This is a genomic window from Paraburkholderia phenazinium (assembly GCF_900141745.1).
Taxonomy (GTDB): domain Bacteria; phylum Pseudomonadota; class Gammaproteobacteria; order Burkholderiales; family Burkholderiaceae; genus Paraburkholderia; species Paraburkholderia phenazinium_B.
Genome location: NZ_FSRM01000001.1, coordinates 3,079,215 through 3,104,729 on the forward strand (window position 1 = coordinate 3,079,215; position 25,515 = coordinate 3,104,729).

At 62.4% G+C, this 25,515-nt stretch carries 22 protein-coding genes; 5 read left to right on the forward strand and 17 right to left on the reverse strand.

The annotated features are described in order from the left end of the window. Positions 1-54 precede the first annotated feature (54 nt). On the forward strand, positions 55-768 hold the full coding sequence (locus BUS06_RS13935; RefSeq protein WP_074264789.1) for an ABC transporter ATP-binding protein: 714 nt from the start codon (positions 55-57) through the stop codon (positions 766-768). Continuing rightward, entirely contained in the window at positions 765-1,574 is an 810-nt protein-coding gene (locus tag BUS06_RS13940) for an ABC transporter permease (protein WP_074264790.1), read from the forward strand. Before BUS06_RS13935 ends, BUS06_RS13940 begins: the two co-directional genes overlap by 4 nt. Before the next feature lie 102 nt (positions 1,575-1,676). On the opposite strand, the gene BUS06_RS13945 is transcribed toward BUS06_RS13940, so the two are convergent. Together BUS06_RS13945 and BUS06_RS13950 are read right to left on the reverse strand one after the other, a co-directional pair. Beyond that, on the reverse strand, positions 1,677-2,225 hold the full coding sequence (locus BUS06_RS13945) for a DUF6013 family protein (protein WP_074264791.1): 549 nt from the start codon (positions 2,223-2,225) through the stop codon (positions 1,677-1,679). Positions 2,226-2,386: 161 nt separating this feature from the next. Beyond that, on the reverse strand, positions 2,387-3,403 hold the full coding sequence (locus tag BUS06_RS13950; RefSeq protein ID WP_074264792.1) for a zinc-binding alcohol dehydrogenase family protein: 1,017 nt from the start codon (positions 3,401-3,403) through the stop codon (positions 2,387-2,389). Positions 3,404-3,565: 162 nt separating this feature from the next. On the opposite strand from BUS06_RS13950, the gene BUS06_RS13955 reads away from it, so the two are divergent. After that, positions 3,566-4,534: a LysR family transcriptional regulator gene (locus tag BUS06_RS13955; protein WP_074264793.1), complete on the forward strand. Its 969-nt coding sequence runs from the start codon at positions 3,566-3,568 to the stop codon at positions 4,532-4,534. A gap of 107 nt (positions 4,535-4,641) precedes the next feature. Here BUS06_RS13955 and BUS06_RS13960 read toward each other — a convergent pair whose 3' ends face one another. Genes BUS06_RS13960 through BUS06_RS13970 form a run of 3 tightly spaced genes read right to left on the reverse strand, consistent with a single transcriptional unit; the run spans position 4,642 to position 9,005 of the window. Continuing rightward, a complete protein-coding gene (locus tag BUS06_RS13960; protein ID WP_074266092.1) occupies positions 4,642-4,965 on the reverse strand; it encodes a hypothetical protein in 324 nt (107 codons plus the stop codon). 56 nt (positions 4,966-5,021) lie between these two features. Then, entirely contained in the window at positions 5,022-8,021 is a 3,000-nt protein-coding gene (gene ligD, locus BUS06_RS13965; protein ID WP_074264794.1) for a DNA ligase D, read from the reverse strand. 21 nt (positions 8,022-8,042) lie between these two features. Further along, the gene (locus BUS06_RS13970) at positions 8,043-9,005 is read right to left on the reverse strand and encodes a non-homologous end joining protein Ku (protein WP_074264795.1); all 963 of its coding nucleotides are present in this window, start codon (positions 9,003-9,005) and stop codon (positions 8,043-8,045) included. 234 nt (positions 9,006-9,239) lie between these two features. On the opposite strand from BUS06_RS13970, the gene serB reads away from it, so the two are divergent. After that, positions 9,240-10,079, forward strand: a complete 840-nt coding sequence (gene serB, locus BUS06_RS13975; protein ID WP_074264796.1) for a phosphoserine phosphatase SerB — start codon at positions 9,240-9,242, stop codon at positions 10,077-10,079. Between the two features lie 73 nt (positions 10,080-10,152). Here the strand turns inward: serB and BUS06_RS13980 are convergent, their stop codons facing one another. The 12 genes from BUS06_RS13980 to BUS06_RS14035 all read right to left on the reverse strand — a co-directional run bounded on the left by BUS06_RS13980 (position 10,153) and on the right by BUS06_RS14035 (position 24,565). Then, entirely contained in the window at positions 10,153-11,337 is a 1,185-nt protein-coding gene (locus BUS06_RS13980; RefSeq protein WP_074264797.1) for a cystathionine beta-lyase, read from the reverse strand. A gap of 55 nt (positions 11,338-11,392) precedes the next feature. After that, positions 11,393-12,034: a hypothetical protein gene (locus BUS06_RS13985; RefSeq protein ID WP_074264798.1), complete on the reverse strand. Its 642-nt coding sequence runs from the start codon at positions 12,032-12,034 to the stop codon at positions 11,393-11,395. A gap of 42 nt (positions 12,035-12,076) precedes the next feature. Beyond that, positions 12,077-13,261, reverse strand: a complete 1,185-nt coding sequence (bktB, locus tag BUS06_RS13990) for a beta-ketothiolase BktB (RefSeq protein WP_074264799.1) — start codon at positions 13,259-13,261, stop codon at positions 12,077-12,079. Between the two features lie 142 nt (positions 13,262-13,403). Then, on the reverse strand, positions 13,404-14,339 hold the full coding sequence (locus BUS06_RS13995) for a sugar kinase (RefSeq protein WP_074264800.1): 936 nt from the start codon (positions 14,337-14,339) through the stop codon (positions 13,404-13,406). A gap of 3 nt (positions 14,340-14,342) precedes the next feature. Next, complete coding sequence (gene rimO / locus BUS06_RS14000; protein WP_217272822.1) at positions 14,343-15,680, reverse strand: 30S ribosomal protein S12 methylthiotransferase RimO; 1,338 nt, start codon at positions 15,678-15,680, stop codon at positions 14,343-14,345. Between the two features lie 213 nt (positions 15,681-15,893). Continuing rightward, positions 15,894-16,838 carry a DUF3800 domain-containing protein gene (locus tag BUS06_RS14005; protein WP_074264802.1) on the reverse strand — a complete coding sequence of 315 codons (945 nt, stop codon included), beginning with the start codon at positions 16,836-16,838 and terminating at the stop codon, positions 15,894-15,896. A 357-nt stretch (positions 16,839-17,195) separates the two neighbouring features. Then, on the reverse strand, positions 17,196-17,774 hold the full coding sequence (gene phaR, locus BUS06_RS14010; RefSeq protein WP_074264803.1) for a polyhydroxyalkanoate synthesis repressor PhaR: 579 nt from the start codon (positions 17,772-17,774) through the stop codon (positions 17,196-17,198). Between the two features lie 137 nt (positions 17,775-17,911). Beyond that, positions 17,912-18,652 (reverse strand): 3-ketoacyl-ACP reductase, encoded by a 741-nt coding sequence (locus BUS06_RS14015; RefSeq protein ID WP_074264804.1) that lies wholly within the window; start codon positions 18,650-18,652, stop codon positions 17,912-17,914. Between the two features lie 181 nt (positions 18,653-18,833). Further along, positions 18,834-20,015 (reverse strand): acetyl-CoA C-acetyltransferase, encoded by a 1,182-nt coding sequence (locus BUS06_RS14020; RefSeq protein ID WP_074264805.1) that lies wholly within the window; start codon positions 20,013-20,015, stop codon positions 18,834-18,836. Between the two features lie 116 nt (positions 20,016-20,131). Further along, entirely contained in the window at positions 20,132-21,877 is a 1,746-nt protein-coding gene (phaC, locus tag BUS06_RS14025) for a class I poly(R)-hydroxyalkanoic acid synthase (protein ID WP_074264806.1), read from the reverse strand. Positions 21,878-22,412: 535 nt separating this feature from the next. After that, positions 22,413-23,279 carry a peptidoglycan editing factor PgeF gene (pgeF, locus tag BUS06_RS14030; protein ID WP_074264807.1) on the reverse strand — a complete coding sequence of 289 codons (867 nt, stop codon included), beginning with the start codon at positions 23,277-23,279 and terminating at the stop codon, positions 22,413-22,415. Continuing rightward, the gene (locus tag BUS06_RS14035; protein ID WP_074264808.1) at positions 23,276-24,565 is read right to left on the reverse strand and encodes an RluA family pseudouridine synthase; all 1,290 of its coding nucleotides are present in this window, start codon (positions 24,563-24,565) and stop codon (positions 23,276-23,278) included. Before BUS06_RS14035 ends, pgeF begins: the two co-directional genes overlap by 4 nt. A gap of 38 nt (positions 24,566-24,603) precedes the next feature. Here BUS06_RS14035 and BUS06_RS14040 point away from each other — a divergent pair, with 38 nt between their 5' ends. Next, positions 24,604-25,500 (forward strand): outer membrane protein assembly factor BamD, encoded by an 897-nt coding sequence (locus BUS06_RS14040; RefSeq protein WP_074264809.1) that lies wholly within the window; start codon positions 24,604-24,606, stop codon positions 25,498-25,500. The last annotated feature ends 15 nt before the right edge of the window (positions 25,501-25,515 follow it).

Here is a 25,515-nt window from a genome sequence, read left to right on the forward strand (position 1 = left end):
TCACCGTGCATCAGGCACGGGGACGCGCATTGTACCTATGAACCCAATTCAAACATGACCGACACTCCTCTCATCGACGCCGCGGACATCTCCAGACGCGATCCGCTGAGCGGTCAGATACTCCTGCGTCAAACCCGTTTCACGCTGTACGCAGGCGACCGGGTCGCCATCACCGGCCCGTCGGGTTCGGGCAAGAGCGTGTTGCTGCGCGCGCTCGCGCTGCTCGATCCGCTTGACAGCGGACACATTGCCTGGCACGGCAAACCTGTCGAACGCGCGGCGATCCCGCGCTACCGCCGCAATGTCGCCTATATCCGGCAACGGCCCGCGATTCTCGACGGCACGGTCGAGGACAACCTGCGCTACCCGTTCTCGCTCAAGGCGTATCGCGATGTGCAGTTCGATCGCACGCGGGCCGCTTCGCTGGCGGCGCAGGCGGGTCGAGGCAACGACTTTCTCGACAAACGCGCGAGCGATCTGTCGGGCGGCGAAGCGCAGATCGCGGCGCTAATCCGCGTGCTGCAGCTCGACCCGGAGGTCTTGCTGCTCGACGAACCGACGGCCTCGCTCGACCCTGAGTCGTCGCACGCCATCGAAGGTCTCGTCAAAGCGTGGTTCGCCGACGACCGGCAGCCGCGCGCATCGGTGTGGGTATCGCACGATCCGGCCCAGGCAAAACGCATGAGCGAGCGTCACCTGACCATGCGCGGCGGCGTTCTCGATGAAGCCGCAGCACCGAGAGATGCCAATGAGGAACCAGCCCAATGAACCTGCAAAACCTCAGCCTGTGGGATGTGGCGATCGCCGCGCTGCTGATCGTGGTGAACGGCGCGGTGTCGGTGGCGCTCAAGCTGGACCTCGAACGCAAGCTCGCCTGGGCCGCGGTGCGCACCGTGGTTCAGTTGCTGGCGATCGGTTATGTGCTCGGCTGGGTGTTCCAGTTCGACCGCTGGTTTGTCGTGCTGCCGTTGATGGTGGCGATGACCCTCATCGCCGGATTCGCAGGCGCGCAACGCGGCGCACGCACCTATACCGGGCAGCGCGTCGACAGCATCGTATCGATCTGGGTCAGCTCGTGGCTGGTGGCTGCCGTGGGTCTGTTCGTCGTGATCCGCATTCGCCCGTGGTACGAGCCTCAATATGCGATTCCGATTCTCGGCATGATCCTCGGCAATACGCTCACGGGGGTGTCGCTTGGCATCGAACGGATGACCGAAGAGCTGACTGCGCGGCGCGATCGCGTGGACATGGCGCTCGCGCTTGGCGCCACCCGTTGGGAAGCTGCCCAGGCGCCGGCGCGGCAGGCGGTGCGTGCAGGGATGATTCCGACGCTCAACCAGATGGCAGTGGTAGGCATCGTCAGCCTGCCCGGCATGATGACCGGTCAGGTGCTCGCCGGCCAGTCGCCGCTGCAGGCTGTCCGCTATCAGATCGTGATCATGTTTCTGATCGCGGCGTCGTCGGCGCTCGGTACTGTGCTGGCCGTGCTGCTGACTTATCGGCGGCTGTTTTCAGCGGATCACCGGTTTTTGGCATCTCGATTGATGGAACGAGCGGCGACCAGGCGGCGCTGATGCTTGCCTTGCCGTGGCGTTTGATCCACTGCATGCAGCGCACATAGGCGGCGCATGCACAGCGCATCATATATGCCACCGAAGCGCTGATCACTCAACCGTTCAGCGCTTCGCCGACACCACGACCTGGGTTCCATCGCTCAAGGTCAGCGTCTTCGCACTGCCGTTGGTGGGCATGCTAAAACGCACAATCTGACTGAGCCTGACATCGTTCGGACACTTGAGCGTCTTGCCGGCGTTGGTCACGTTCTTGGTGCCGTGTGGCGCCAATGCCTGGAAGCTCAGTTGCACGGTTGCCGTACCGTCATTGGCGACCACCGGCGCAAAGCGGATCTGCGTTTGCCGCAGCACCGCGCCGTTGCTATCAAGGGGATACGACGTGTAGTCGGGACACTGATCCGTCGCCGCGACCGCGCCGCCAGGCGGCACGGTCTTCCACGTGAAGTCATCGGACTCGCCGGAGCGGATCGTGCGGGTTTCCTGCACGTTGCCGAATTCCTTCGAAGTGACCTTGACGGTGTAGCGGATCGGTCCATCCGTCGCGGCTTGCGAAGTCACCGTGATCGGCGTGACGGCATGGGCCGCCGGCACCAGAGCGCAGGCAAGAGATGCGACCATAGACACGGCGGAGAGTCTGAAGCAGGGGCTCATACGGTCACCTCGTCGTTGTGCCGCTGCACGCTCGCGTCGCGAGACGCGCAGCGACTTTGCATGGAGCCCTGCCAGTCTACCGCCAAGCGGACCCAAAAACGCTTCGCGCGGATTGGGTGTTAACCCGCTTGCGTTAAGCGCGTCCCTTGGCTTGGCTATGCCTAGAAGCCGGTCAACACGAGCTTGCCGATTGCCCGGCCTTCTTCCAGCAATTGATGCGCGCGCCGCACGTTCTGCGCATTGATCTTGCCGAGGTCCTCGCCGACCGTCGTGCGCAGCGTGCCCGCGTCGACGAGACGGCCTACTTCGGTCAGCAGCTTGTGCTGTTCGATCATGTCGGGCGTACCGAACATCGAACGCGTGAACATGAATTCCCAATGGAACGCGGCGCTCTTCGCCTTCAGCAACTCGACCGCAATCGGCTTGCTGTTTTCAACGATCGTACAAATACCGCCCTGTGGTTTGATCACCGCGGCTGCCGCCGGGAAGTGCTTGTCCGTGTCGTTGAAAATCAACACGTAGTCCACCTGCTCGAAACCGATCCCCTTCAACTGCGCCGGCATGTCGCCGAAATGATCGACGATGTGATCCGCGCCCAGTTCGGTCGCCCACTTTGCCGACGCCGGACGCGAGGCTGTCGCAATGACGGTCAGTCCGGCGAGCTGCTTCGCCAGTTGAATACCGATCGAACCCACCCCGCCCGCGCCACCGATGATCAGCACCGAGCGCCCCTTATCCGCGCCTTGCGGCGACACGCCGAGCCGATCGAACAGCGCCTCCCACGCGGTAATCGCGGTCAACGGCAACGCCGCGGCGTGGCTGAAGTCGAGCGAAGCCGGTTTGTGGCCGACGATGCGTTCGTCGACGAGGTGATACTCGCTGTTCGCGCCCGGCCGGGTAATGCTCCCCGCATAGAACACCGGATCGCCGACCTTGAAAAGCGTCACTTCGGGGCCGACTGCCGCCACCGTTCCCGCCGCGTCCCAGCCGAGCACGCGTGGCACCTTCTCGACCGTGTCTTTCGGCGAGCGCACCTTGTAATCGACCGGGTTCACGGAGATCGCCTCGACCTTTACGAGCAGGTCACGGCCGCTGGCTTCCGGCTTGGGAAGCTCGACGTCGAGCAGCGCTTCGGGATGGTCGACGGGCAAATAGCGATAAAGACCGACAGCTTTCATGGCAACTCCTGATTCGTTCATCGATTAGACGGGGTTAAACATTCGCTTCGACGCGGGTGCCGTGGGCGGCCCGGCATCGATCGACTGTTTGCTATCTTAGGACGATCCTTCCTCTTTCAGAACAGGCATAATGGCTTAAACATTTTCTTGAAATTCGGAATAATGACGTCTGCTGCCTCTCCGCCATCTGCCGTCAATGAGCGCGAACGGCTCGATCTGCTCGACGTCGCGCTGTTCGTGCGGGCTGCGCTGCTGGCTAATGTATCGGCGGCCGGGCGCGAGTTCGGTTTGTCGGCGGCGGTGGCAAGCGCCCGGCTCGGGCAGCTCGAAAGGCTGCTCGGCGCGCGCCTGCTGCATCGGACCACCCGCCGCATCAGCCTGACGCAGGACGGCGAGGTTTTCATGATGCGCGCCCAGACGCTGCTCGACGCCGCGGCGGCCGCCCGTGCCTCGGTTGGCCGGGCGCAAACCGAGCCGCAGGGGCGTCTGCGGGTGTCGATGACATCGTCGTTCGGACGTCAGCATGTTTCGCCAGTGATCCCCGAATTTCTACGCCGCTATCCGGGTGTGAGCGTCGATCTGCGCCTCTCCGACCATATCGTCGATCTCGTCGACGCCGGGGTCGATCTGGCAATCCGGCTTGGCGCGTTGAAGGATTCGACGCTGGTGGCAAAACGTCTGGCGGTGAACCGGCGCGTCATCTGCTGCGCACCCGCTTATCTGGCGGAGCACGGGACGCCGCATCATCCGGCCGATCTCGTGCAACACGAATGCGTGATTCTGTCGGACCAGCATACATGGGCTTTCGAGACGCCGGCGGGGCCGATCGATGTGCGCGTCAGCGGGCGCCTCGCCACCGATAACGGCGAGGTCATCCGCGACGCCTTGCTGGCCGGCTTCGGCATTGCGTTGAAATCGACATGGGATGTCGCGCCTTACCTGCGCAGCGGCAAACTGGTGACGATTCTCGACAGCTATCCGCTCGCCGAGACGGTGGCGATCTGGGGCGTCTATCCGAGCCGCGCATTCGTGCCGCCCAAGACGTTGGCGTTTATCGACTTTCTGGCAGAGCACTTCGGCGATCCGCCGTATTGGGATCTCGAGCCGCGTGAGGCAGACGCTGGGTCCTGAGACCCGGAAAGCGTTGCACCGCGCAGCAACGCTCGCCTCCAATACGCATACCGGCGGCGTGCACTGGCGCAGAACCGGCCTTCATTCCCTTCATTCAATACCCACGCTTAGTGCTTGTTGCCCGCGCCAGACTTAACTTTGCCGCTGGAATTCGCATTGCTGTGCGCATCGTTCTGCGTCTTCTGCTGATACTCGTCGCCACCGCGCCGGTCCGTGTCCTTCAGGCCGCGCTGCAGATCGCCATGGGCCTGCTTGCCGACACGACGCGGATCGTCCTCGTGTTGCGACTCCGAAGTTTGATCGGTTTCGTGCGGCAACGGAGCGGCCTCATCCTGCAACGAACGGGCGTCCTGACTCGCGTGCGGGTCAGCGCTCTTGCCGTGCTTTTGTTGCTTGCCGCCCGCTTGCGACACTTGGGGTGATGTCTTCATCGTGTCCTCCCGTTCCAGTTGGTTTTGACTGCGCCGGCGCATAAGCGTCCGCCGGCTCAATCGGATTTCGCGCCATCGAGGCGCTTCTTCATTGCGGCAGTGATGCGTTGCCGCGTCTTCGCGTAATCCGCCCAAGGGTCTTGCCGCAGCGACTCAAGCCGTTCGTGCAGGTTGGCAATGGTCCATTGATCGCCGGCTGTGGTGCCGGCAACCTCGTCCCACGCGAGCGGTACGGAGACGCCAAGGCCAGGTCGTGCGCGTGCGGAAAAAGCGGCCACGGTGCTCGAGCCGCGGTTGTTGCGCAGGTAATCGACGAAGATCTTGCGCTTGCGGTTCTGCGGACCCATCTTCGCGGCGAAATGTTTGGGCAGCGTGGCCGCCATGTGTTGTGCGACGGCCTGCGAAAACGCCTTCACCTCGTCCCAGCCAGCCTGCTTCGCGAGCGGCACGACGACATGCAAGCCTTTGCCGCCACTTGTTTTGCAGAACGATTCGAGACCGAGTTCATCAAGCAGCGTGCGGGTCAGTTGAGCGGCTTCGATCATCTTGTCCCAGCCGAGCGCCGGGTCCGGATCGAGATCAAACACCATCCGGTCAGGCTTTTCGATGTTCGAAGCGAGCGCGTTCCACGTATGCAGCTCGACTGTGCCCATCTGCGCCGCGCCGATTAGCGCCTTTATCGTGTCGACCGAGATCAGCGGTGGATGGCCAGGATCGAGGCCCGGATGCTGGGTGACGTTCGGAATCGCCAGCTTCTGGCTATGCTTCTGGAAGAACAGCTCGCCGCCGATGTCCTCCGGGGCGCGCACCAGCGAGACCGGCCGATCCTTCAGATGCGGCAGCATCCAGTCAGCAACCGATTCATAGTACTGCACGAGATCGATCTTGCGGGCGCCGGTCTGTTTGTCGATGACGCGGTCTGGGTGAGAGATCCGCACGCCGGCGATCGATGACGGCTCGTCGGCTGCAGGGGTCTTCTTGCCGCGAGATGCGCGGGCCGGTGCGGTCTTGGACGCCGCGGCTTTGGGCGTTGCCGTCCTGGACGTTTCAGCCTTGGACGCGGCAGCTTTGGATGTTGCAGCCTCTGACGTTTCAGCCTTGGACGCTGTGGCTTTAGACGTTGCGCTGTTCCCTGCCGCGTCCTGCTTCACGGTGCGTTTTCCCGCTGCACCCGGTTTCGCGGTTGTATTGGCAGAACGCTCGGTTGGGTTCGGTTGCACATCGGCTCCTTCGCGCGGCGTTTCCCTGACGATCTGCCGCGCCGGTTTATCATTTCGCAAGCTCACGAACGACGCCTGCCGCACGATGCGCTCGTCGGTCCACTCCGCGAAATTGCACTCGCACACGAGCGACGGTTTGACCCAGTGAACGGGCGTGCGACTGCGTTCGCGAGGCACACTGGCGAACGGCATGCGTGAGGTCTCGAGCACATCGAGTTCCTTCTTCACCGAACGCAGCAGCGCCGCATCGAAGCCCGTGCCGACCCGGCCCGCGTACTGCAGTTTGCCTTTGCTATCGTGCACGCCGAGCAGCAACGCGCCAAACGCCGCCCGGCTGCCCGCAGGCTCCGTGTAGCCACCAATCACGAATTCCTGACGACGCCGGCACTTGAGTTTGATCCAGGTCGACGTGCGGCCCGACGCGTAATGGCTGTCACGCCGTTTGCCGATGATCCCCTCGAGCGCCATGTCGCAGGCGCTTTTCAGCAGTTCCTCCGCGCTGAAGGCGAAGTCCTCGGAAAAGCGCAGAACCCGCTCGTCCGTGCCCTCCAGCAGCGCGTGCAGAATGGCGCGGCGTTGTACCAGTGGCACGGCACGCAGGTCGTAGCCGTTCAGATACGGGACGTCGAACAGATAGATCACAATGTCTTGCGGCCGGTTTGCATCGAACGCATTCTGGAGTGCCTGGAAGTTCGGCACATCGTTGTGATCGAGCACGACTGCTTCGCCATCGAGCCATGCGCTCTCGAGTTCGAGTTGCGCCAGCGCGTCGACCTGTTTGCTGAATTTCGCGCTCCAGTCGTTGCCGGCGCGCGTATCGATGCGTACAGGATGCTTCGAGGCGCGATGATCGATGCGCACCAGTACCCGGTAACCGTCGAACTTGATCTCGTACGACCATTCGTCGCCAGGCGGGGCGGCGTCGACCAGTGTCGCCAGTTGCGGCTTGAGCGTGGCGGGCAAGCTGGCTTTCGCCGCGCCCTTGATTGCCGGCGATGCCGCTAGCGTGCGGAGCGACTCCGCGCTGCGGTTGGCGACGATATCGGTTTTTGTCGGGTCGGCCGCATGCGCTTGCGAGGTGGATTTCCGCCCCGCGGTAGTTGTTTTGCTGGCGCGGGTGGCTCGTTTGGCTGAGGTGTGCGTGTCTACGGCATGCTTCTCTGCCGTCTTTCCCACTGCCGTCTTCCCGCCCGTTTTTCCAGCCGCGGCTTTGCGCGCCACGCCGTTGCGTGAGCGAGACGCCGCCGGAGCATCGAGCACACTGCCAGGACGCTCGGCGAGCACATCGAAATCCGCCTCGCTGCGGGCCGCGTCGTCGCGTTCCTTGATCAGCAGCCATTGCTCCTTGTCCCCACTTCCACGCATATGGCTGCGTACCAGCATCCAGCCGCCCTGGAGCTTGTCGCCAGCCAACGTGAACTTGAGCTTGCCTGCCCGATAGGCCTCGTGCGCGTGCTTGAGGCCCCCGTCCGGTTCCCACGTGCCGCGATCCCATACGATTACGGAACCTGCACCGTAATTGCCGGGCGGTATCTCACCTTCGAACGACCCGTATTCCAATGGGTGATCTTCCACATGCACGGCCAGCCGCTTTACCGACGGGTCCAGGCTCGGTCCTTTAGGCACCGCCCAGGACTTCAGCGTGCCATCGAGTTCCAGGCGAAAGTCGTAGTGAAGGCGGCGCGCGTCATGCTCCTGAATCACATAGGACAGCGCGTGCGCCTGTCCGGCCGACGACGCCTTGCGGCGCGCAACCTTCGGCGCGCCCTTGCCTGACGGCTCGGGTGTCTCGTCGAAGCGGCGCTTGCGGTGATAGGGATCAAGGCGGTCGGCCATAGCAGTGCTTTAAAGACAGGCTTACGCAGCGCTACGCTTGCGCGGCGCAGCTTCTTTGCGCGAAGCCGCCGCGCGCGCGCCGGTGCTAGCCGCGCGGCGCGTCGTGCCAGTCTTGCGGCGTGGCGGTTCGGCCGCCTCCTCCGCATCATCGTCCTGCGCCGCGGACGCTCGCCCGCGCGTCTTGCCCTTGCCACGTCCGAGGCTGCGCTTGAGCAGGTCCGACAGATCGAGAATCTCGGCGGACTGACGCGATTCCTTGGGAGTCTCTACGTCGGTGACCTCTTCGGTCTTGCCCGCGCGAACCTTGCGGTCGACGAGCGCCATGATGTCGTCGCGGAACGTGTCGTGATAGGTCAACGGGTCCCAACTGTCGCTCATGTCGTCGATCAGCTTTTTCGCCATATCGAGTTCGCGCGCGGTCACTCCCGCCTTCTTCGGGTCCTCGGACGGCAACTTCAATTCATTGTAGTCGCGCACTTCGTCGGCCCAGCGCAGTGTGTTGAGCGCAAGAACCGGCCCAACCGGAATCAGCGCCGCCAGATGCTGCTTGTTGTGCAACACCACGTTCGCGACGCCGATCTTGCCGGACGCCTTCAGTGCCTCGCGCAGCAACGCATAGACCTTCTCGCCCTTGCGGTCGGGCGCCAGAAAATATGGAGTGTCGAGATAGAGAAACGAAATCTCGGGGGCTTCGACGAACGCGAGGATATCGACGGTTTGCGTCGACTCCGGATTCGCCGAGCGGATTTCGTCATCGGACAGGACAACGTACTTATCCTTCTCGTACTCGAAGCCGCGGACAATGTTATCGCGCGTAACTTCCTTGCCGGTCCGCTTGTTGATCTGCCGGTAGCCGATGGGATCGATGGACCGCTTGTCGAGCAGATTGAAGCCGACTTTTTCCGACTGCGTGGCCGGATACAGTTGTACCGGCACGTGCACGAGGCCGAAGCTGATCGCGCCTTTCCAGATCATGTGTGACATCGTGCGCTCCACAAAGGCCGGGATCTTTGACGAAGCAGCAAGCGTGCCACGAAGGCACGGCCGTGCTGGGCCGCGCCAGTGCCCGTGCGGCCCGGCGGCACCTCTCTGGGCGTCCTGTAACTCTTGCGTAAGATCGGCAAAAGCTACGGTCGGGCGGCGCCGCGGGCGGCCTCCGCCGACCCGTTACAATAGCCAGATTTTCCGCGCGCGCCGCGCGCTCTTTCCTGCGTCGACATGAACCTCGTCATCCAAAGCCCCGCGCCGTTGTCCGCCGATCACCATAAGACGCTTATCGCGCTTGCGCGTGGCTCGCGCGCCACCGTCATCGATGCGTACGCCATCCGCATTGCCGACGCCAACCCCGCCCAGCGCGCCGATCTCGAGGTTTACTGCGACACGCACTCGCTGGACTTCGCGTTTGTCGAACCCAACCGGCACTTGCGCGACTTCGGCCTGGTGGCGATGGATATGGATTCGACGCTGATCACGATCGAATGCATCGACGAAATCGCCGATTTCTGCGGGCTGAAAGCCGAGGTCGCGGCGATCACCGAGGCGTCGATGCGCGGCGAAATCAAGGACTTCAACGAAAGCCTCACGCGCCGGGTAGCGCTGCTCAAGGGCCTCGACGCCAGCGCGCTGGAACGCGTGTACGACGAACGGCTGCGTCTCTCGCCGGGAGCTGAACAGATGCTCGCCGGGGCAAAGGCAGCGGGTCTGAAAACGTTGCTCGTGTCCGGCGGTTTCACGTTCTTCACGGACAGGCTGAAGGCCCGCCTGGGCCTCGATTTCTCGCACGCGAATACGCTCGAAATCGTCGACGGCAAACTGACCGGCAAAGTAACAGGCGAGATCGTGAACGCCGACGTCAAGGCGCGTACGCTGCGTGAGACCTGTGCCAAGCTAGGCATAGATCCGAACCGGGCGATCGCGATGGGCGACGGTTCGAACGACCTGAAAATGATGGCCGAGGCCGGGCTATCGGTCGCATTTCGTGCGAAGCCAGTGGTGCGCGAAGCGGCCAGCGTCGCGTTTAACCACGTTGGGCTGGATGGGGTGTTGCGGTTGTTTTGAGCTGCTTAAGACGTCGCAACGCGGTAAGTGCGGCGATTCTTAAAAAGAACGCTTCATTCTCAGCAAGCGATACCTAGGCCAACGTACTCAAACTCTGCTCGATATCCGCGCGCAGATCGGCCTCTTCCTCCAGCCCGATATAGAAGCGCACTAACGTGCCTTGATGCGGCCACTGCGCCGCCGTCCGCATCGAAGCGATGTCGTACGGCACCACGAGGCTGTGCGCCCCACCCCAGCTCCAGCCGATCGAAAACAGCTCGAGCGACTCGCAGAACGTGTCGATTTGCGCCGGCGTGTAGCGGCCGTCGAACACGACCGAAAACAGTCCGCCCGCGCCCGTGAAATCGCGTTCGTAGACCTCGTGTCCCGGACAATCGGCAAATGCCGGATGCAGCACCGCCGCAATCTCAGGACGTGTCTTCAGCCACTTCGCAAGCGCGAGCGCGCTGCGGTCATGCTGCTCGAAACGCACCCGCATGCTGGGCAGGCTGCGCAGAATCAGCGAGCAGTCGTCCGCGGAGACGCCGATGCCCATGCGCATGCGCGCCGCTTTCAGCTTCAGATGCACGTCACGATCCACCGTGATGGTCGCGCCCATCAGCACGTCGCCACCACCCGACTGATACTTGGTCAGCGCCTGAAGCGAGATATCGACACCATGATCGAACGGACGGAACGCCAGTCCAGCGGACCAGGTATTGTCGATTGCCGTGATGACGTTGCGGGCACGCGCTGCCGCAGTGATCGCCCGGATGTCGGGCACTTCCATCGTCACCGAGCCCGGCGCTTCGAGCCAGATCAGGCGCGTATTGGGCTGGATCAGGTCCGCAATCCCCGCGCCGATCAACGGGTCGTAATAACGTGCCGTAATGCCGAAATCGCGCGCCAGCCAATCGCCGTGCTCACGGTTCGGCGAATACACGTTGTCGGGGATCAGGACGTCGTCGCCCGCCTTGACGAGGCCAAAGTAGACGTTGGAGATCGCCGACAGTCCCGACGGCTGCAACAGCGCATGATTGCCGCCTTCGATCGCGGCGAGCCGCTGCGCCAGCACGAGGGAGGTCGGCGTCGCATGCAGGCCGTAGCGCCACTGGCCGTCGTTGCGCCAGTCGCACGCCCGCATCGCGGCGAGATCGGGAAACACGACCGTCGATGCGCGCGCCACCGGCACCGATAGCGATTCGAAGCCCGGTGTGACCTGGTCTTCAGCGCGCACGATGCGGGTTTGCAGGCTGCGCTTTGGTTTGGATTGAGTCATGGTGATTTCGCGTAGAGGCAAAACAGAACGGATAGCGCGTGCCGCAACACAGCGCCTAGTCGCCTGTCGACAGGTTGTTCACCCCGTTCACCGTATGCGCGCCACTCGGGGCTGCGGCAGCCGGAGCGGCGGGTGCGGCCGGGGTGGCAGCACCACCGCCAGCGGCCGGCGGCGCCGTTTGCGCAGTTGCAGCAGGAACAGGTTGTCCCGCAGCCAGCGGACGCAAGTCGAACGGCTGCGGATCCGAATCGTCGACATTCATCCGGTCGCCCGCCACCGAACCGTCGGCAGCAAACTTGCCAACCCAGTTGCCGGTGATATGGGTACCGTCGTTCGACTCTTCCACTTCGAGGGTATCGCCGTCGCGATCCCCCGCGATCAGGATCACTTCGCCCGTGTCGGTGTACTGATATTCACCATGCACGCCCGACGGATCGTCGGTCTTCGGTCCGAGGCGTAGCACGATCTGGCGCGAGCCAAGCGTGCCCACCAGGCGCGGAAACTTTGCAAACTCCGGGCTCGGCTTGAGCGGCAACTGGATCGGCGGCGGCGCGGCGAGCTCCTTGACCGCATCGCTTTGTGCCCAGACCTGGGCAGGCATCAAGACGCTCGCACCGGCCAGCAGCAGCATCGCCGCAGTACCGGAGACCCAGCCGCGCAAAGAGGCAGCATTCTTCATTGCTTTCGATTCCAGCATCGTTCCTTTCCTGTTGCACGAGGCGAGGCGCTACGCCTCGCGTCAAATCCGCTCGAAGATCGCCGCGATGCCCTGGCCGCCGCCGATGCACATCGTCACGAGCGCGTAACGCCCGCGAGTGCGCTGCAGTTCGTAGAGCGCCTTCACGGTAATCAGTGCGCCGGTCGCGCCGATCGGGTGGCCGAGCGAAATGCCGGAGCCGTTCGGATTGACCTTCGCGGGATCGAGTCCAAGTTCGTTGCTGACCGCGCACGCCTGCGCGGCAAATGCTTCGTTGGCTTCGATGACATCGAGATCGGCGACCGTCAGGCCGGCCCGTTCGAGCACCTTGCGGGTAGCCGGCACCGGGCCGATACCCATGTACGCCGGATCGACGCCCGCGTGCGCGTACGCGACCAGACGTGCCAATGGCTGCACACCGCGCTGCTCCGCGACGCTGCGCTCCATCAGGACAACCGCAGCGGCCGCGTCGTTGATACCGGACGCGTTGCCGGCAGTGACCGAGCCGTTTTCCTTCGCAAACACCGGCTTCAACTTCGCAAAGTCTTCCGCCGACGGATTCACGCGAACGTGTTCATCCTGTTCGAACACGACGTCACCCTTCTTCGATGCAATCGTGACCGGCAGAATCTGTTCCTTGAAATACCCGTTCGCGATAGCGTGGGCGGCACGACGATGCGATTCGAGCGCGAGCGCATCTTGGGCTTCACGCGTGATGCCGTATTTTTGCGCGACGTTCTCAGCCGTCACGCCCATGTGGATGCCCTGGAACGGATCGTTGAGGGCGCCCAGCATCATGTCGACGAGACGCGCATCGCCCATGCGCTGGCCGAAGCGCGCAGCGGGCATCACATACGGCGCGCGGCTCATGTTTTCTGCGCCGCCGCCGATGGCGATATCCGCATCGCCGAGCAGCACGCTCTGCGCGGCGGAGACGATCGCCTGCAGACCGGAACCGCACAAGCGGTTCACCGTCAACGCAGGCGTATGCTGCGCGACGCCGCCGTTCAACGCCGCGACGCGGGCCAGATACATATCCTTCGGTTCGGTGTGAACCACGTTGCCGAACACGACATGGCCCACTTCGTCGCCCGACACCTTCGCACGCGACAACACCTCACGCACCACGCGTGCGCCGAGATCGGTCGGCGAGAAGTCTTTGAGGCTGCCACCGAAGTCGCCAATTGCCGTCCGTACCCCGCTTATCACTACGACGTCCCGTTGCATTGCTCGCTCCTCCTACTCTCTGATTCACTGATGGTGATCTGGATTGCCACTATTTCAACGACGGTCGCGGACCGCCTGGTTCGTTGTCGTCGCGTCCAGGTGCTCTCGTGCAGATCACGCGCATACGTGCGAGAGAGACGCCTTAAACAGCCTCGGCCAACGCCTGCTCGACCACCGCACGATGGGGAATCGGCGCCACTGCGCCGTAGCCTTGCGTGGACAATGCCGCCGCCACGTTGGCATAGCGCGCCGCGGCAAACGGATCGTCACCCGCGACGATGCGGGCAATAAACGCACCGCCGAAACAATCGCCAGCACCGGTCGCATCGACGGCGTTCACGACGTGACCCGGCACGAGGCGGCGCTCATCCGGCGTGGCCACATAAGCGCCCTGCTTGCCGAGCTTGAGCGCTACCACGCGGGGCCCGAGCGCCAGCAGATAATCGACGATCTCGTCGCGGCCAGTGAGCCCCGTCAGCTCCGTGACATCGTCCCAGCTTGGGAGACAGATATCCGTGTAGCGAATCGCTTCGGCCATCACCGCACGCGCTCGCGCGAGCGGCCACAGCTTGAGACGCAGGTTGGTATCGAAACTGACACGCACACCGTTCGCGCGAGCGTGGCCGATGGCCGCGAGAGCAGCATCGCAGGCACTTACGCTGATGGCGAGACTGATGCCGGACAGATGCACCACCTGGGCCGCGGCAATCGCGTCAAGCGGCAAATCCCGTGGGGCGTAACGACTCGCGGCCGAACCGGCGCGCAGATAATCGAACTGATGCCCGTCCGGGCCGTGCGAGACAAAATAGACGCCGGTGGGCGCGTGGCTATCGACCTTCACCATCGACGTAGCGACCGACTCGCACTGCCACAGATCGAGCAGCAGACGCCCGAAATGATCGTCGCCGACTGCCGACACAAAGCCGGCCGTCGTACCCTGACGAGCAGCCGCGACGCAGAAGTTCGAGGTGTCGCCGCCAAACCCCTGCAGATAGTTCGGCTCGTCCTTCGACGCCTGGTTGAATTCGACCATTGCCTCGCCGAGCGCGAGGACTGCCGGGCTCGCGGACGTAGGCATGGCTTACACCTCGCCCCACAGATCGTGGCCATCCGCACCGCTGATCTTCACCGAGACAAAATCACCGACCTTGTAGCGCTTCGAGGCCTTGGTGGTGGGCGCGATATACACGACCCCGTCGATCTCCGGCGCATCCGCTGCCGTGCGGCCGATGCCGCCGTCGGTATTGATCTCATCGACCAGCACCTTCAGCGTCTTGCCGACCTTGCGGGCGATGCGCTTCGCCGACACTTCCTCGGCGACTTCCATGAAACGCGCGCGGCGTTCTTCACGCACTTCGTCGGGCAACGCACCGTCCAGTTCGTTGGCCGTGGCGCCCTCAACCGGCGAGTAAGCAAAGCAGCCAACCCGATCCAGTTCTGCTTCGCGGATGAAATCGAGCAGCGTCTGGAAATGCTCTTCGGTCTCACCAGGAAAGCCGGCGATGAACGTGCTGCGGATGGTCAGATCCGGGCACATCTCGCGCCATGCGCGCACGCGCTCAAGCACTTTTTCGGCATTGGCCGGGCGCTTCATACGCTTGAGCACTTCGGGATGCGCGTGCTGGAACGGTACATCGAGGTACGGCAGCACGTGGCCTTTGAACGGGCCTTCGGCCATCATCGGGATCACTTCGTCGACGCTTGGGTACGGATACACATAGTGCAGGCGCACCCAGGCGCCGTATTGCGCCGCCAGTTCGCCGAGTGCGCCGACGAGATCGGTCATGCGCGTCTTGATCGGCTTGCCGTTCCAGAAACCGGTGCGGTACTTCACGTCCACGCCATACGCACTCGTGTCCTGCGAAATCACCAGCAGTTCCTTCACACCGGACTTGAACAGGTTTTCAGCTTCAAGCATCACGTCAGCGACCGGACGCGACACGAGGTCGCCGCGCATGGACGGGATGATGCAGAACGTGCAGCGATGGTTGCAGCCTTCGGAAATCTTCAGATACGCGTAGTGGCGCGGCGTGAGTTTCACGCCCGCAGCGGGCACGAGATCCACGAACGGGTCGTGCGGCTTCGGCAGGTGGTTATGGACCGCCTGCATCACTTCGCCCAGCGCATGCGGACCGGTGACGGCCAGCACCTTCGGATGCACCTCTTCGATCAGGCCTGAGCCGCTCGCGCTCTTCTTCGCGCCGAGGCAACCGGTGACGATCACCTTGCCGTTTTCGGACAGCGCCTCGCCGATGGCGTCGAGGCTTTCCTGGACCGCTTCGTCGATGAAGCCGCAGGTGTTGACCACGACCAGATCGGCGCCGTCATAGGTCCCCGAGATCTCGTAGCCTTCGGCGCGCAGTTGCGTGATGATCTGCTCGGAGTCGACGAGCGCTTTCGGGCAGCCGAGGGAGACCATGCCGATTTTAGGAGCAGATCCCGCCTTCGCCTTTGATTCCAAATGGTTTTTCACTGATACACCGTACTTGTGGGGGTCGTGGCGCACCGCGCCGCGAAGGCACTATTCTACCGTGCCATGTGTCCTCGACGTCCCCTCGTCGGAATATGACCGCGACGCTGAAGTTGGTTGTGAAATGCAACACCCGGTAAAGCCGGGCCGCCGCGACGATGCCTAAGCTAATGCGGCCGTGCTGGCCGTTGCCTCGTCGTCGCCTTTCTCAACTCCGTCTGCGTCCACCGCCGCATGCCATTCGACATCCAGGCCGTGCAGCGGCACATGGACCGGAGTCTGAACTGGCGGCACCACAAAGAGATCGGCCGACGAACGCTTCTGGTGTTTGTCGGACACCCAGACGCTCCAACCTGCGTCGACCTTAAATTGAAGCTTTTTCAGACGCTTGCTGTAGCGGCGACGAGCGACAAGATCGCGCCCATTCACATGGACTCCCGAGACGTGGCCAAAACAGTAAACCGATGACGCGATCGGGAAGATAAGCGCGCTGCACAAGACATCGGTCAGCTGGAGACCGACGTGGTTGTTACTCACACCGAACGTCGGCAACTCGATCACACGGTCAAATGGATCGCCTTTCGCCCGGTACTTTTGAGTAAAAATCGAATGCGCAACCTGGTCGTTCAGTTGCGTAGTCCTAAAGTCGGCAATCACAAAACCTTGCGAGTCCTTGTGCTTCAGAAACGACTGGAAGGCCTTGCATGCATACTGCACCGATTGAGTATAGGTCTCGCGCGACTTGAACGGCATAGCTACACCCTTTATCCAGACCGACGCGAGAACCCGACAGCTGTAGCGCTCAAGCAGTCCCAACGTATCGTCGATAAACCGCAATTGCGTTCGGGCTTTATGGCCTTTCTTCCGGATCGCACTTCGAAGATCAGAGCCCTTGACCTCTTCTCGCACGTCGTCGAGTAGATGAGGCGAAGTGAACGACCCCGGGAAGTACGTGCGCTTCAACGTGAGAAACTCACGCGTGAGGAGCGGGAGCGCCTCTTGATGAACGACCAGTCCTGCGACTACAAGCAAAGGCTGAATATCCGTTTTCCTCGCGGGCAAAGGCGCACTGCATCCTGCCTCGTCGATGTAACAGATATACGACACTTTTGCCCCCGGAAATGAAAACAGCCGCTTTGAGCGGCTGTTTGGCGGCGTATCGCCGTATTTGTCGCCAGGTTGCCCCGTTCGACGATTGATTGAGCTACGGCCCAATCATTTGGAAAATGGTAAGCGCTCGACGCAGCGGCGTCAATCCCTCCGATTGGCCAACCGCCTCTACGTTTGCTCCACGAATCCCGCAGTTTTATTCTTTGGCGTGACCGCGCGAGCGCTCGAGCGCACGCCGAAACAAACACCGGATCATGCATTGTCTCGCTCGTCACGTCGCCGGCGCAGTCAACCAGCTTTGCCGCTCAACCAGCAGCTATCGCCAGCGCGACGCCAATCCAGGCGCGTCGCCCCCTACTTCTTCTCCGGCTCCGGATCCGTCTGCGGATTGGCCGGCGTAAACGGGAACGTGCTGAACATCGACTTGGCCTGATTCTGCATCTGCTCCTGCATCTGCACGAACATGTTCTTCGACTGCTCGATATAGCTGGTCATCATGCCCTGCATCATCGGCGCCTGCATGTTCATAAACTGCGACCACACCTCGGGGTTCATCGCCTTGCCTTCATACAGGTTCTTCGACTGGTCGGCGAGCTTGGCCTGAATGTCGATGAACGCCTGAATGTTCTTCTCGAGATACGTGCCCATCATCCCCTGCATCGCGTGTCCGTAGAAACGGATGATCTGCGAGAGCATCGACGACGAGAACATCGGCAAACCGCCGCTCTCTTCTTCCAGAATGATCTGCAACAGAATGGCGCGCGTCAGATCCTCGTTGCTCTTAGCATCGATGACCTTGAAATCCTCCTGGTCCAGCACGAGCTGCTTGACGTCCGTCAGCGTGATGTACGTGCTTGTCTCGGTATCGTAGAGCCGACGGTTCGGATATTTCTTGATGAGTCGTTCGGCAGTTTTCTTTGTAGTAGTGGTCATTTAACGCCTTTGAGCGCCATTGAAGCGCAGAAACGGCGCTGTCGCATCCGCAATCGGGCCATGATTGCAGATGCGAGACGCCGCCGGAAAAACCTGAACCATGTGGCGCCCCGTCTTGCGACAGAGCACCTCACGGATCAGCCCATGTGCAGACCGCCATTCAGCGAGAAATCGGCTCCCGTAGAAAAACCCGATTCGTCCGACGCGAGCCACGCTACGATCGAACCGATCTCATCCGGCTGGCCAAGACGGCGCACCGGAATCGTCGCAACGATCTTTTCCAGCACATCGGGACGGATCGACTTGACCATATCCGTGCCGATGTAGCCAGGCGAAACGGTATTGACCGTCACACCCTTGGTGGCGACTTCCTGAGCCAGCGACATCGTGAAACCGTGAATGCCGGCCTTTGCCGTCGAGTAGTTGGTTTGCCCGAACTGGCCCTTCTGCCCGTTCACCGACGAGATGTTGATCACGCGCCCAAAGCCGCGCTCGACCATACCATCGATCACCTGCTTGGTGACGTTGAACAGACTCGTCAGGTTGGTGTCGATTACCGCCGTCCAGTCTTCATGCGTCATCTTGCGGAACACGACGTCGCGCGTGATGCCCGCGTTGTTGACCAGCACGTCGATTTCGCCGACTTCGGCCTTCACCTTGTCAAACGCCGCCCGCGTCGATTCCCAGTCGCCCACATTGCCTTCCGAGGCGATGAAGTCGAAACCGAGTGCCTTCTGCTCTTCGAGCCATTTGACCCGGCGTGGCGAGTTCGGGCCACAGCCTGCGACGACCTTGAAGCCTTCCTTATGAAGACGTTGGCAAATGCTCGTGCCGATGCCGCCCATCCCGCCCGTTACATACGCAATTCGCTGTGCCATAAACCACACTCCATTATCGTTTTTCCGAGGCGCCGACCGGCAGCCTCTTTCCTCGCCTTTACTGCATCATCTCCGCTGCCGCCGGGCGACCGGCCGGCGAGGCCGTCATACACCGCGCGCCGCTTCACCCCTCACCGCGGATGAAGCGCCCGCGCGGCAATCCTGCTCCGGGCAGGCGCGCTCAGAACCGCTCGACTGCCAGCGCCACGCCCATGCCGCCGCCGATACACAGCGACGCCAGCCCCTTCTTCGCATCTCGCTTCTGCATTTCGTGCAGCAGCGTGACGAGAATCCGGCAACCGGACGCGCCGATCGGATGGCCGATCGCAATCGCACCACCGTTCACGTTGATCTTCGAGGTGTCCCAGCCCATTTGCTGATGCACGGCGAGCGCCTGCGCAGCAAACGCTTCGTTGATCTCCATCAGATCGAGATCGGCCGGAGTCCAGCCCGCGCGTTCGAGGCAACGGCGCGACGCCGGCACCGGGCCCATACCCATCACCTTCGGATCGACGCCGGCGTTGGCGTAGGCCTTGATGCGTGCCAGCGGCGTGAGGCCGAGCGCGTCGGCTTTCTTGGCCGACATCACGAGCACCGCGGCGGCGCCGTCGTTCAGGCCCGACGCGTTAGCTGCCGTCACCGTGCCTTCCTTCGAGAAAGCAGGCTTCAGACTGGCGAGCGACTCGGCGGTCACGCCGTGGCGCACAAATTCGTCGGTGGCAAAACGCAGCGGCTCGCCCTTGCGTTGGGGAATCTCGACCGGCACGATTTCGTCGTCGAAACGGCCCGACTTCTGCGCGGCTTCCGCCTTGTTCTGCGACAGCGCCGCAAACGCGTCCTGCTGCTCGCGAGTGATGCCGTATTCCTTCGCGACGTTCTCTGCCGTGACACCCATGTGGTACTGGTTGTACACGTCCCACAGGCCGTCGACGATCATGCTGTCGATCAGCTTGGCATCGCCCATGCGGAAGCCGTCACGCGAGCCCGGCAGTACGTGCGGTGCGGCGCTCATGTTTTCCTGGCCGCCGGCCACCACGATGTCGGCGTCGCCCGCGATGATGGCGTTAGCCGCCAGCATCACAGCCTTCAGACCCGAGCCGCAGACCTTGTTGATCGTCATGCCGGGCACCGCCAACGGTAGCCCCGCCTTGATCAGCGACTGACGCGCCGGGTTCTGGCCGGAACCGGCCGCGAGAACCTGCCCCATGATGACTTCGCTGACCTGCTCGGGCTTCACGCCCGCGCGCTCGAGTGCAGCGCGAATCACGATGGCGCCGAGATCGGGTGCAGCGGTTTTCGCCAGCGACCCACCGAATTTACCCACTGCCGTACGCGCGGCCGATACGATCACTACATCAGTCATTTCAATTTCCTCCGGACGCTACGGCCAGTTGCTCCGCCGCCCGTCAAGTTAAAAATCCATTCAACTGCTCAACGCCGCTCGCGTCCCATACCGACTCACTAACCGAACCCCGCGTGTCACTCTTTTTGCATCACATAGCGCCCGGGCGCTGCCTCGATCACCGGATGCTCGGCCGAGCCCGCTGTAGCGCGCGCCTTGACCTTCTTGCCGCCATACTGATCGAGCCAGCGGGTCCACTCGGGCCACCAGCTGCCCGGTACTTCCTCGGCCTGATCGAACCAGTCGTCCGGACTCTCCGGCAAGCTCTTGTCTTCTGCCTTGAGCACCCAGTAATTGCGCTTGTTCTTGGCCGGCGGGTTGATCACACCCGCGATATGTCCCGAGGCACCGAGCACGAACTCGAGCGGCCCGCTCAGCAACGGCACCGAAGCATAGGCCGTGCGCCACGGCACGATATGGTCTTCCCGTGAGCCGTAGATGAAGGTCGGCACATCGATCAGCGACAGGTCCACCTTCTCGCCGCAGACGGTCAATGCATTCGGTTCGCGCAGACGATTCTCGAGATACGTGTTGCGCAGGTACCAGACGTACATCGGCCCGGGCAAGCTGGTCGAGTCGCTGTTCCAGTACAGCAGGTCGAACGGCATCGGCGTGCGACCCTTCAGATAATTGTCGACGACATAGTTCCACACCAGATCGTTCGGGCGCAGGAACGAGAACGCGTTGGCGAACTCGATGCCGCGCATCAGACCCGGTTGCGTGCCGTTCTTGCCGCCGATAGTCTGCTCGCGCATCTGCACATGGGCTTCGTCGACGAACACATCGAGCACACCCGTGTCGGAGAAATCGAGCATCGCGGTGAGCAGCGTCATCGAGGCAGCGGGATGTTCGCCGCGTGCCGCGGCGACCGCGAGCGCCGTGGCGAGCATCGTGCCGCCGACACAAAAGCCGAGCGTGTTGATCTGCTCGCGTCCACTGATCTGACGAACGGTCTCGATTGCGGTGAGCACACCTTCGTCGGTGTAATCGTCCCACGTCTTATGCGCAATCGATGCATTCGCATTGCGCCACGAAATCAGGAACACCTGGTGCCCCGATTCAAGCCCGTGAGCGACCAGCGAATTCTCCGGTTGCAGATCGAGGATGTAGAACTTGTTGATGCAAGGCGGCACGATCAGCAACGGCCGCTCGCGCACGCTCGCCGTGCGCGGCTTGTACTGGATCAACTGGATCAGGTCGTTCTCGAACACGACCGATCCTTCAGTGTTCGCGAGATTCCTGCCGACCACGAAACTCGATTCGTCGGTCTGCGAGATCTTGCCGCGTTTCAGATCGCTCAACAGATTGCTGACGCCTTGACGCAAGCTTTCACCTCGACTCTCGAGCAATGTCTTCTGCGCTTCCGGATTCAATGCGAAGAAGTTGCTCGGCGAGGTGGCTGCAGTCCATTGCTGAACCGCGAAGCGGATGCGCTCGCGCACCTTCGGTTCGGTGTCGAGCGCTTCGACCAGTTCCTGCAGGTAACGTGCGTTAAGGAGATACCATGCGGCCGTGAATGCGTAGGCCGGCGCGGCACTCCACGCATCTGAACTAAAACGGCGGTCTTTGAGTTCGGGGGCTTTCGACTTCGAGTCCGCCGATTGCTGAAGCAACTGCATCGCTTCACGCGAATAGTCGGCTTGCAGTTTCTGCAGACGCTCCGCAGGGATCGCCGCAGTAGGCAACTTCAGACCGGCAAACTGGCCCATGGCTGCGGCCGCGTTGCTGAAGTCGGGCATGGCCGGCATGGCAGGCATCTGCGGCATCTGAAAGGCCGCAGCCTGACCCGCGCCAGGCACACCGAGCGAGCGCCATGCATTCATCCACGCATCGAGTAACTGCTGCGCACCGGCTTGTTGCTGGGTACGCTCCGCTGTGGAGTCCGTGCTTGAGGAAGTCGAGGATTGTGATGCTGCCATACCTGCTTTTGACCGGTGAGTCCTCGCGGACGGTTGAGAGGCAGGTTTCTAGCGCACGTGGGCGATTGCTCGCGACCTCGTCACGCCCTGTCCCGTGTGTGGGGGACATTCTTGCTCCCCATCGCAAGGCATGTCAATGCTTGTTCCCGATTTTGCCGCAGTGCGATATTTTTTTAATTATCGTTTTCCCCATGTATTTCATTGCACTAATGGAATGCCCTTGAACGAATCGACAGGAAATGTAAAAGGCCCGTATTACAGGGCCTTTTTATGCATTTAACGCTGGACGTGACAACGATTTTCAGCCGGCTCGATTGCACGCGGGTTAACCGGCGCATGCACTTCCGGCGACGCAACAAATAATCATGTCCGCCCCCCGAACAAACCCTGATGAATCCCGCTCGCCGTGGCTGCCACGGGCATGAATGAGCCGGTATCGTCAGTCGGCAAGCCAGATCATCGCGGCCATACGGCCTGTTATGCGATCGCGCCGGTATGAATAAAAGCGCTCGCGTTCGGTCACCGTGCAGAGATCGCCGCCGCCAATCTGCGTCACGCCGAAACGTTGCAGGCGCAAACGTGCCAACGCGGGAAGATCGGCGAGATATTTACCGGGTGAATCGGGACGCGGCACAAATGCCTGAGCGGTGGCTTCGCGTTGCGAACCGTCGACATCATTCATGAAGGCGTCACGCACGTCTGCCCCGACCTCGAATGCGGCTGGCCCGATCGACGGGCCCAGGTATGCGTGTAGTGAGCCGGGTTGCGCACCCGCCAGCTCGGCCACGCGCAGGGCGGTCTTTTCGACCACGCCTGCAGCGAGGCCGCGCCATCCCGCGTGCGCGGCGCCCACCGCGCGGCCTTCGGCATCGCATAACAGGACGGGCATGCAATCGGCGATCATCACGACGCAGATCGTGCCGGGCCGGTTCGTCACGCTGGCGTCGGCGCGGACGAGCGGCGCGCCTGCGCGGGCCTGCTCGAGCACTTCGTGCGCGTCGACCACTTCGGCGCCATGAATCTGTTCGAGCCAAGCCGGCTCGGCGCCGTCGGTCAACACCCGCAGACGGGCACGGTTCTCGACGACGCATAACGGATCGTCGCCAGCCAACCGGCCGAGATTCAGGCCGCCCACCCGATCGACGCCGTCGCTCCAGCGGCCATACGGCGGCAAGCTGACGCCGCCGTTGCGCGTGGTCACCAGCGCGCGCACGCGTGGCGGCGCCTGCCAGCCGGGTTGAAGCACGTCGGCCCGGGTCAGCTCCGGGAAAGTGGATGCAGGCGGTGTCGATTCAGGCTGGTTCATGCGCGGTCGTCCTCATCGTTGCCATCGTCGCCACCGTGCTCATGGTCGTCAGCTTCGTCGTCTTCGTCAGCTTCGTCCTCGTCGTCGAGAAATGCTTCGTAACCTTCCGCTTCCTCGTCTTCGTAATATGACTCGTCGAACTCGCCCGCCTCGTCACGGCCAAGTCCAAGCGCTGCCGACAGCGCCGCCATGTCTTCCGGCACCTCGGCGCGCCACTGCATGTCACGTCCTGTCCGCGGATGAATCAGACCGAGGCGCCACGCATGCAGCGCCTGGCGCGCAAAGCCGTCCGGCAAAGGCGTGACCGAACGCTTGCCGCGCGCGCGTCCATAGACCGGGTCGCCGAGCAACGGATGACCAATGTGCGCGCAATGCACACGAATCTGGTGGGTCCGCCCGGTTTCGAGATCGCAGTGGATCGCCGACACCGGCTGCCGCTGCCAGATAGCTGTGTCGACACGCCGGAAATGGGTGCGTGCGGGTTTGCCCGCAGCACTCGTGACCACCGCCATGCGGGTGCGCTCGCGCGGATCGCGGCCGATCGGCGCATCGATGGTGCCCTCATCAGGCATGTTGCCCCACACGAGCGCGAGATAACGGCGCTTGACGGTGCGCGCCTGCAGTTGCCGTACGAGGTCGGTCTGCGCTTCGAGCGTGCGCGCCACCACCATCAAGCCCGAGGTTTCCTTGTCGAGACGGTGCACGATGCCGGCGCGCGGCAAACCGGACGCCGCCTCGCCGTAGCGGTGCAGCAAGCCGTTCAGGATGGTGCCGCTCCAGTTGCCGGCAGCCGGGTGCACGACCATGCCGGCGGCCTTGTTGATGACGACGAGGGTGTCGTCCTCATAGACCACGTCGAGCGGTACGGGCTCGGGCGTGAACGCAAGCTGCTCAGGCAGCAGGTCGGGCACGAGCTCGATCTGCGCGCCGAGCGGCACCGGTTTGCGGATCTTCGCGGGCTCGCCATCCACCAACACGCGCTCCGCCTCGATCCAGCTTTGCAGACGGTTGCGCGAAAACTCCGGAAATACCTTGGCGAGCACCTTGTCGAGCCGCTCGCCGGCCAGTTCGTCGGGCACGGTCACCACGCGAGGCGTGTTGTCCACGGCTTTGCTGGCCACCTTCGGCACCTCGCTCCCGGCCTGATGGGGCACGAGCGCGTCGCCGTCAAGATCGTCATCTAACGAATCACTACCCAACGCGTCGGAGGGGTCAGCGCTTGGGCTATAATCTTTGTTGCTATTCCGGGCCCCTGCAGAGGGATCCGGATTATTTGATCGGGTCATTGAGTCTGGGTCACCTGGACGTAAAGCTAGACTGGAAAATGCGAGCCTTGAACACCATTACTGAATCGGCCCAAAAGACGGCGGCCTACAAGACGGCAGCCCAGACGACAGTCTGGACGACTGTCCGACGCATGGCCTCCCGGGTGGCACGGTATTTTGCGTGCGCCGCGGCCATTGCGATTGTGGCGGCCTGCCATGGCCTGCCGGAAAAGACCGATGAAACGGCTACCTGGCCGAACGCCAAATTATATACGGAGGCACAGGACTCCCTGTCCAACAAGGACTGGGGCAAGTGTGCGAAATACTTCGAAATGCTTGAGGGTCGCGATCCGTTCGGTCACTTCGCCCAGCAGGCGCAGATCAACGTGGCCTACTGTAACTGGAAAGACAGCGAGAACGACGCAGCCAATCAGGCTATCGACCGCTTCATCCAGTTGCACCCGGATCATCCGGATATCGCCTACGCGTATTACCTCAAGGGCATGATCAACTTCAACGACGACCTCGGTCTGTTCGGCCGTTTCTCCGGCCAGGACATGAGCGAGCGCGATCCGAAGTCGCTGCGCGAGTCGTATGACGCGTTCAAGGTGGTGGTGGACAAGTATCCGAACAGCAAGTACGCACCGGATGCTGCACAACGCATGCGCTACATCGTGAACGCGCTGGCGTCGCACGAAGTCCATGCAGCGGATTACTACTACCGTCGTGGTGCGTATGTCGCGGCAATCAACCGTGCGCAGCTTGCCATCAAGGATTACCGCAATGCGCCCGCGATCGAAGACGCACTGCACATCATGATGCTGTCGTATGAAAAGCTGAACCAGCCGCAACTGGCCGACGACACGAAGCGCATTCTGGCGGGCACATTCCCGGACAGCCCGTACATCACCGGCCATGCGCGGCCTGGCACGGAAAAATCGTGGTGGCAGTTCTAAGCCGCATGCCTTGCG

Excerpts from the sequence above, each read along its gene's own strand:
- pgeF (WP_074264807.1), bottom strand. The coding sequence starts at position 23,279 with ATGAACCAGCCTGAATCGACACCGCCTGCATCCACTTTCCCGGAGCTG.
- bktB (WP_074264799.1), bottom strand. The coding sequence starts at position 13,261 with ATGCAACGGGACGTCGTAGTGATAAGCGGGGTACGGACGGCAATTGGC.
- serB (WP_074264796.1), top strand. The coding sequence starts at position 9,240 with ATGAACCTCGTCATCCAAAGCCCCGCGCCGTTGTCCGCCGATCACCAT.
- rimO (WP_217272822.1), bottom strand. The coding sequence starts at position 15,680 with ATGGTCTCCCTCGGCTGCCCGAAAGCGCTCGTCGACTCCGAGCAGATC.
- BUS06_RS13945 (WP_074264791.1), bottom strand. The coding sequence starts at position 2,225 with ATGAGCCCCTGCTTCAGACTCTCCGCCGTGTCTATGGTCGCATCTCTT.
- BUS06_RS13950 (WP_074264792.1), bottom strand. The coding sequence starts at position 3,403 with ATGAAAGCTGTCGGTCTTTATCGCTATTTGCCCGTCGACCATCCCGAA.
- BUS06_RS13995 (WP_074264800.1), bottom strand. The coding sequence starts at position 14,339 with ATGCCTACGTCCGCGAGCCCGGCAGTCCTCGCGCTCGGCGAGGCAATG.
- phaC (WP_074264806.1), bottom strand. The coding sequence starts at position 21,877 with ATGAATGCATGGCGCTCGCTCGGTGTGCCTGGCGCGGGTCAGGCTGCG.
- ligD (WP_074264794.1), bottom strand. The coding sequence starts at position 8,021 with ATGGCCGACCGCCTTGATCCCTATCACCGCAAGCGCCGCTTCGACGAG.
- BUS06_RS14015 (WP_074264804.1), bottom strand. The coding sequence starts at position 18,652 with ATGGCACAGCGAATTGCGTATGTAACGGGCGGGATGGGCGGCATCGGC.
- BUS06_RS14040 (WP_074264809.1), top strand. The coding sequence starts at position 24,604 with ATGCGAGCCTTGAACACCATTACTGAATCGGCCCAAAAGACGGCGGCC.
- BUS06_RS13935 (WP_074264789.1), top strand. The coding sequence starts at position 55 with ATGACCGACACTCCTCTCATCGACGCCGCGGACATCTCCAGACGCGAT.
- BUS06_RS13960 (WP_074266092.1), bottom strand. The coding sequence starts at position 4,965 with ATGAAGACATCACCCCAAGTGTCGCAAGCGGGCGGCAAGCAACAAAAG.
- BUS06_RS14035 (WP_074264808.1), bottom strand. The coding sequence starts at position 24,565 with ATGACCCGATCAAATAATCCGGATCCCTCTGCAGGGGCCCGGAATAGC.
- BUS06_RS13985 (WP_074264798.1), bottom strand. The coding sequence starts at position 12,034 with ATGCTGGAATCGAAAGCAATGAAGAATGCTGCCTCTTTGCGCGGCTGG.
- BUS06_RS14020 (WP_074264805.1), bottom strand. The coding sequence starts at position 20,015 with ATGACTGATGTAGTGATCGTATCGGCCGCGCGTACGGCAGTGGGTAAA.
- phaR (WP_074264803.1), bottom strand. The coding sequence starts at position 17,774 with ATGACCACTACTACAAAGAAAACTGCCGAACGACTCATCAAGAAATAT.
- BUS06_RS13980 (WP_074264797.1), bottom strand. The coding sequence starts at position 11,337 with ATGACTCAATCCAAACCAAAGCGCAGCCTGCAAACCCGCATCGTGCGC.
- BUS06_RS13970 (WP_074264795.1), bottom strand. The coding sequence starts at position 9,005 with ATGTCACACATGATCTGGAAAGGCGCGATCAGCTTCGGCCTCGTGCAC.
- BUS06_RS13955 (WP_074264793.1), top strand. The coding sequence starts at position 3,566 with ATGACGTCTGCTGCCTCTCCGCCATCTGCCGTCAATGAGCGCGAACGG.
- BUS06_RS13940 (WP_074264790.1), top strand. The coding sequence starts at position 765 with ATGAACCTGCAAAACCTCAGCCTGTGGGATGTGGCGATCGCCGCGCTG.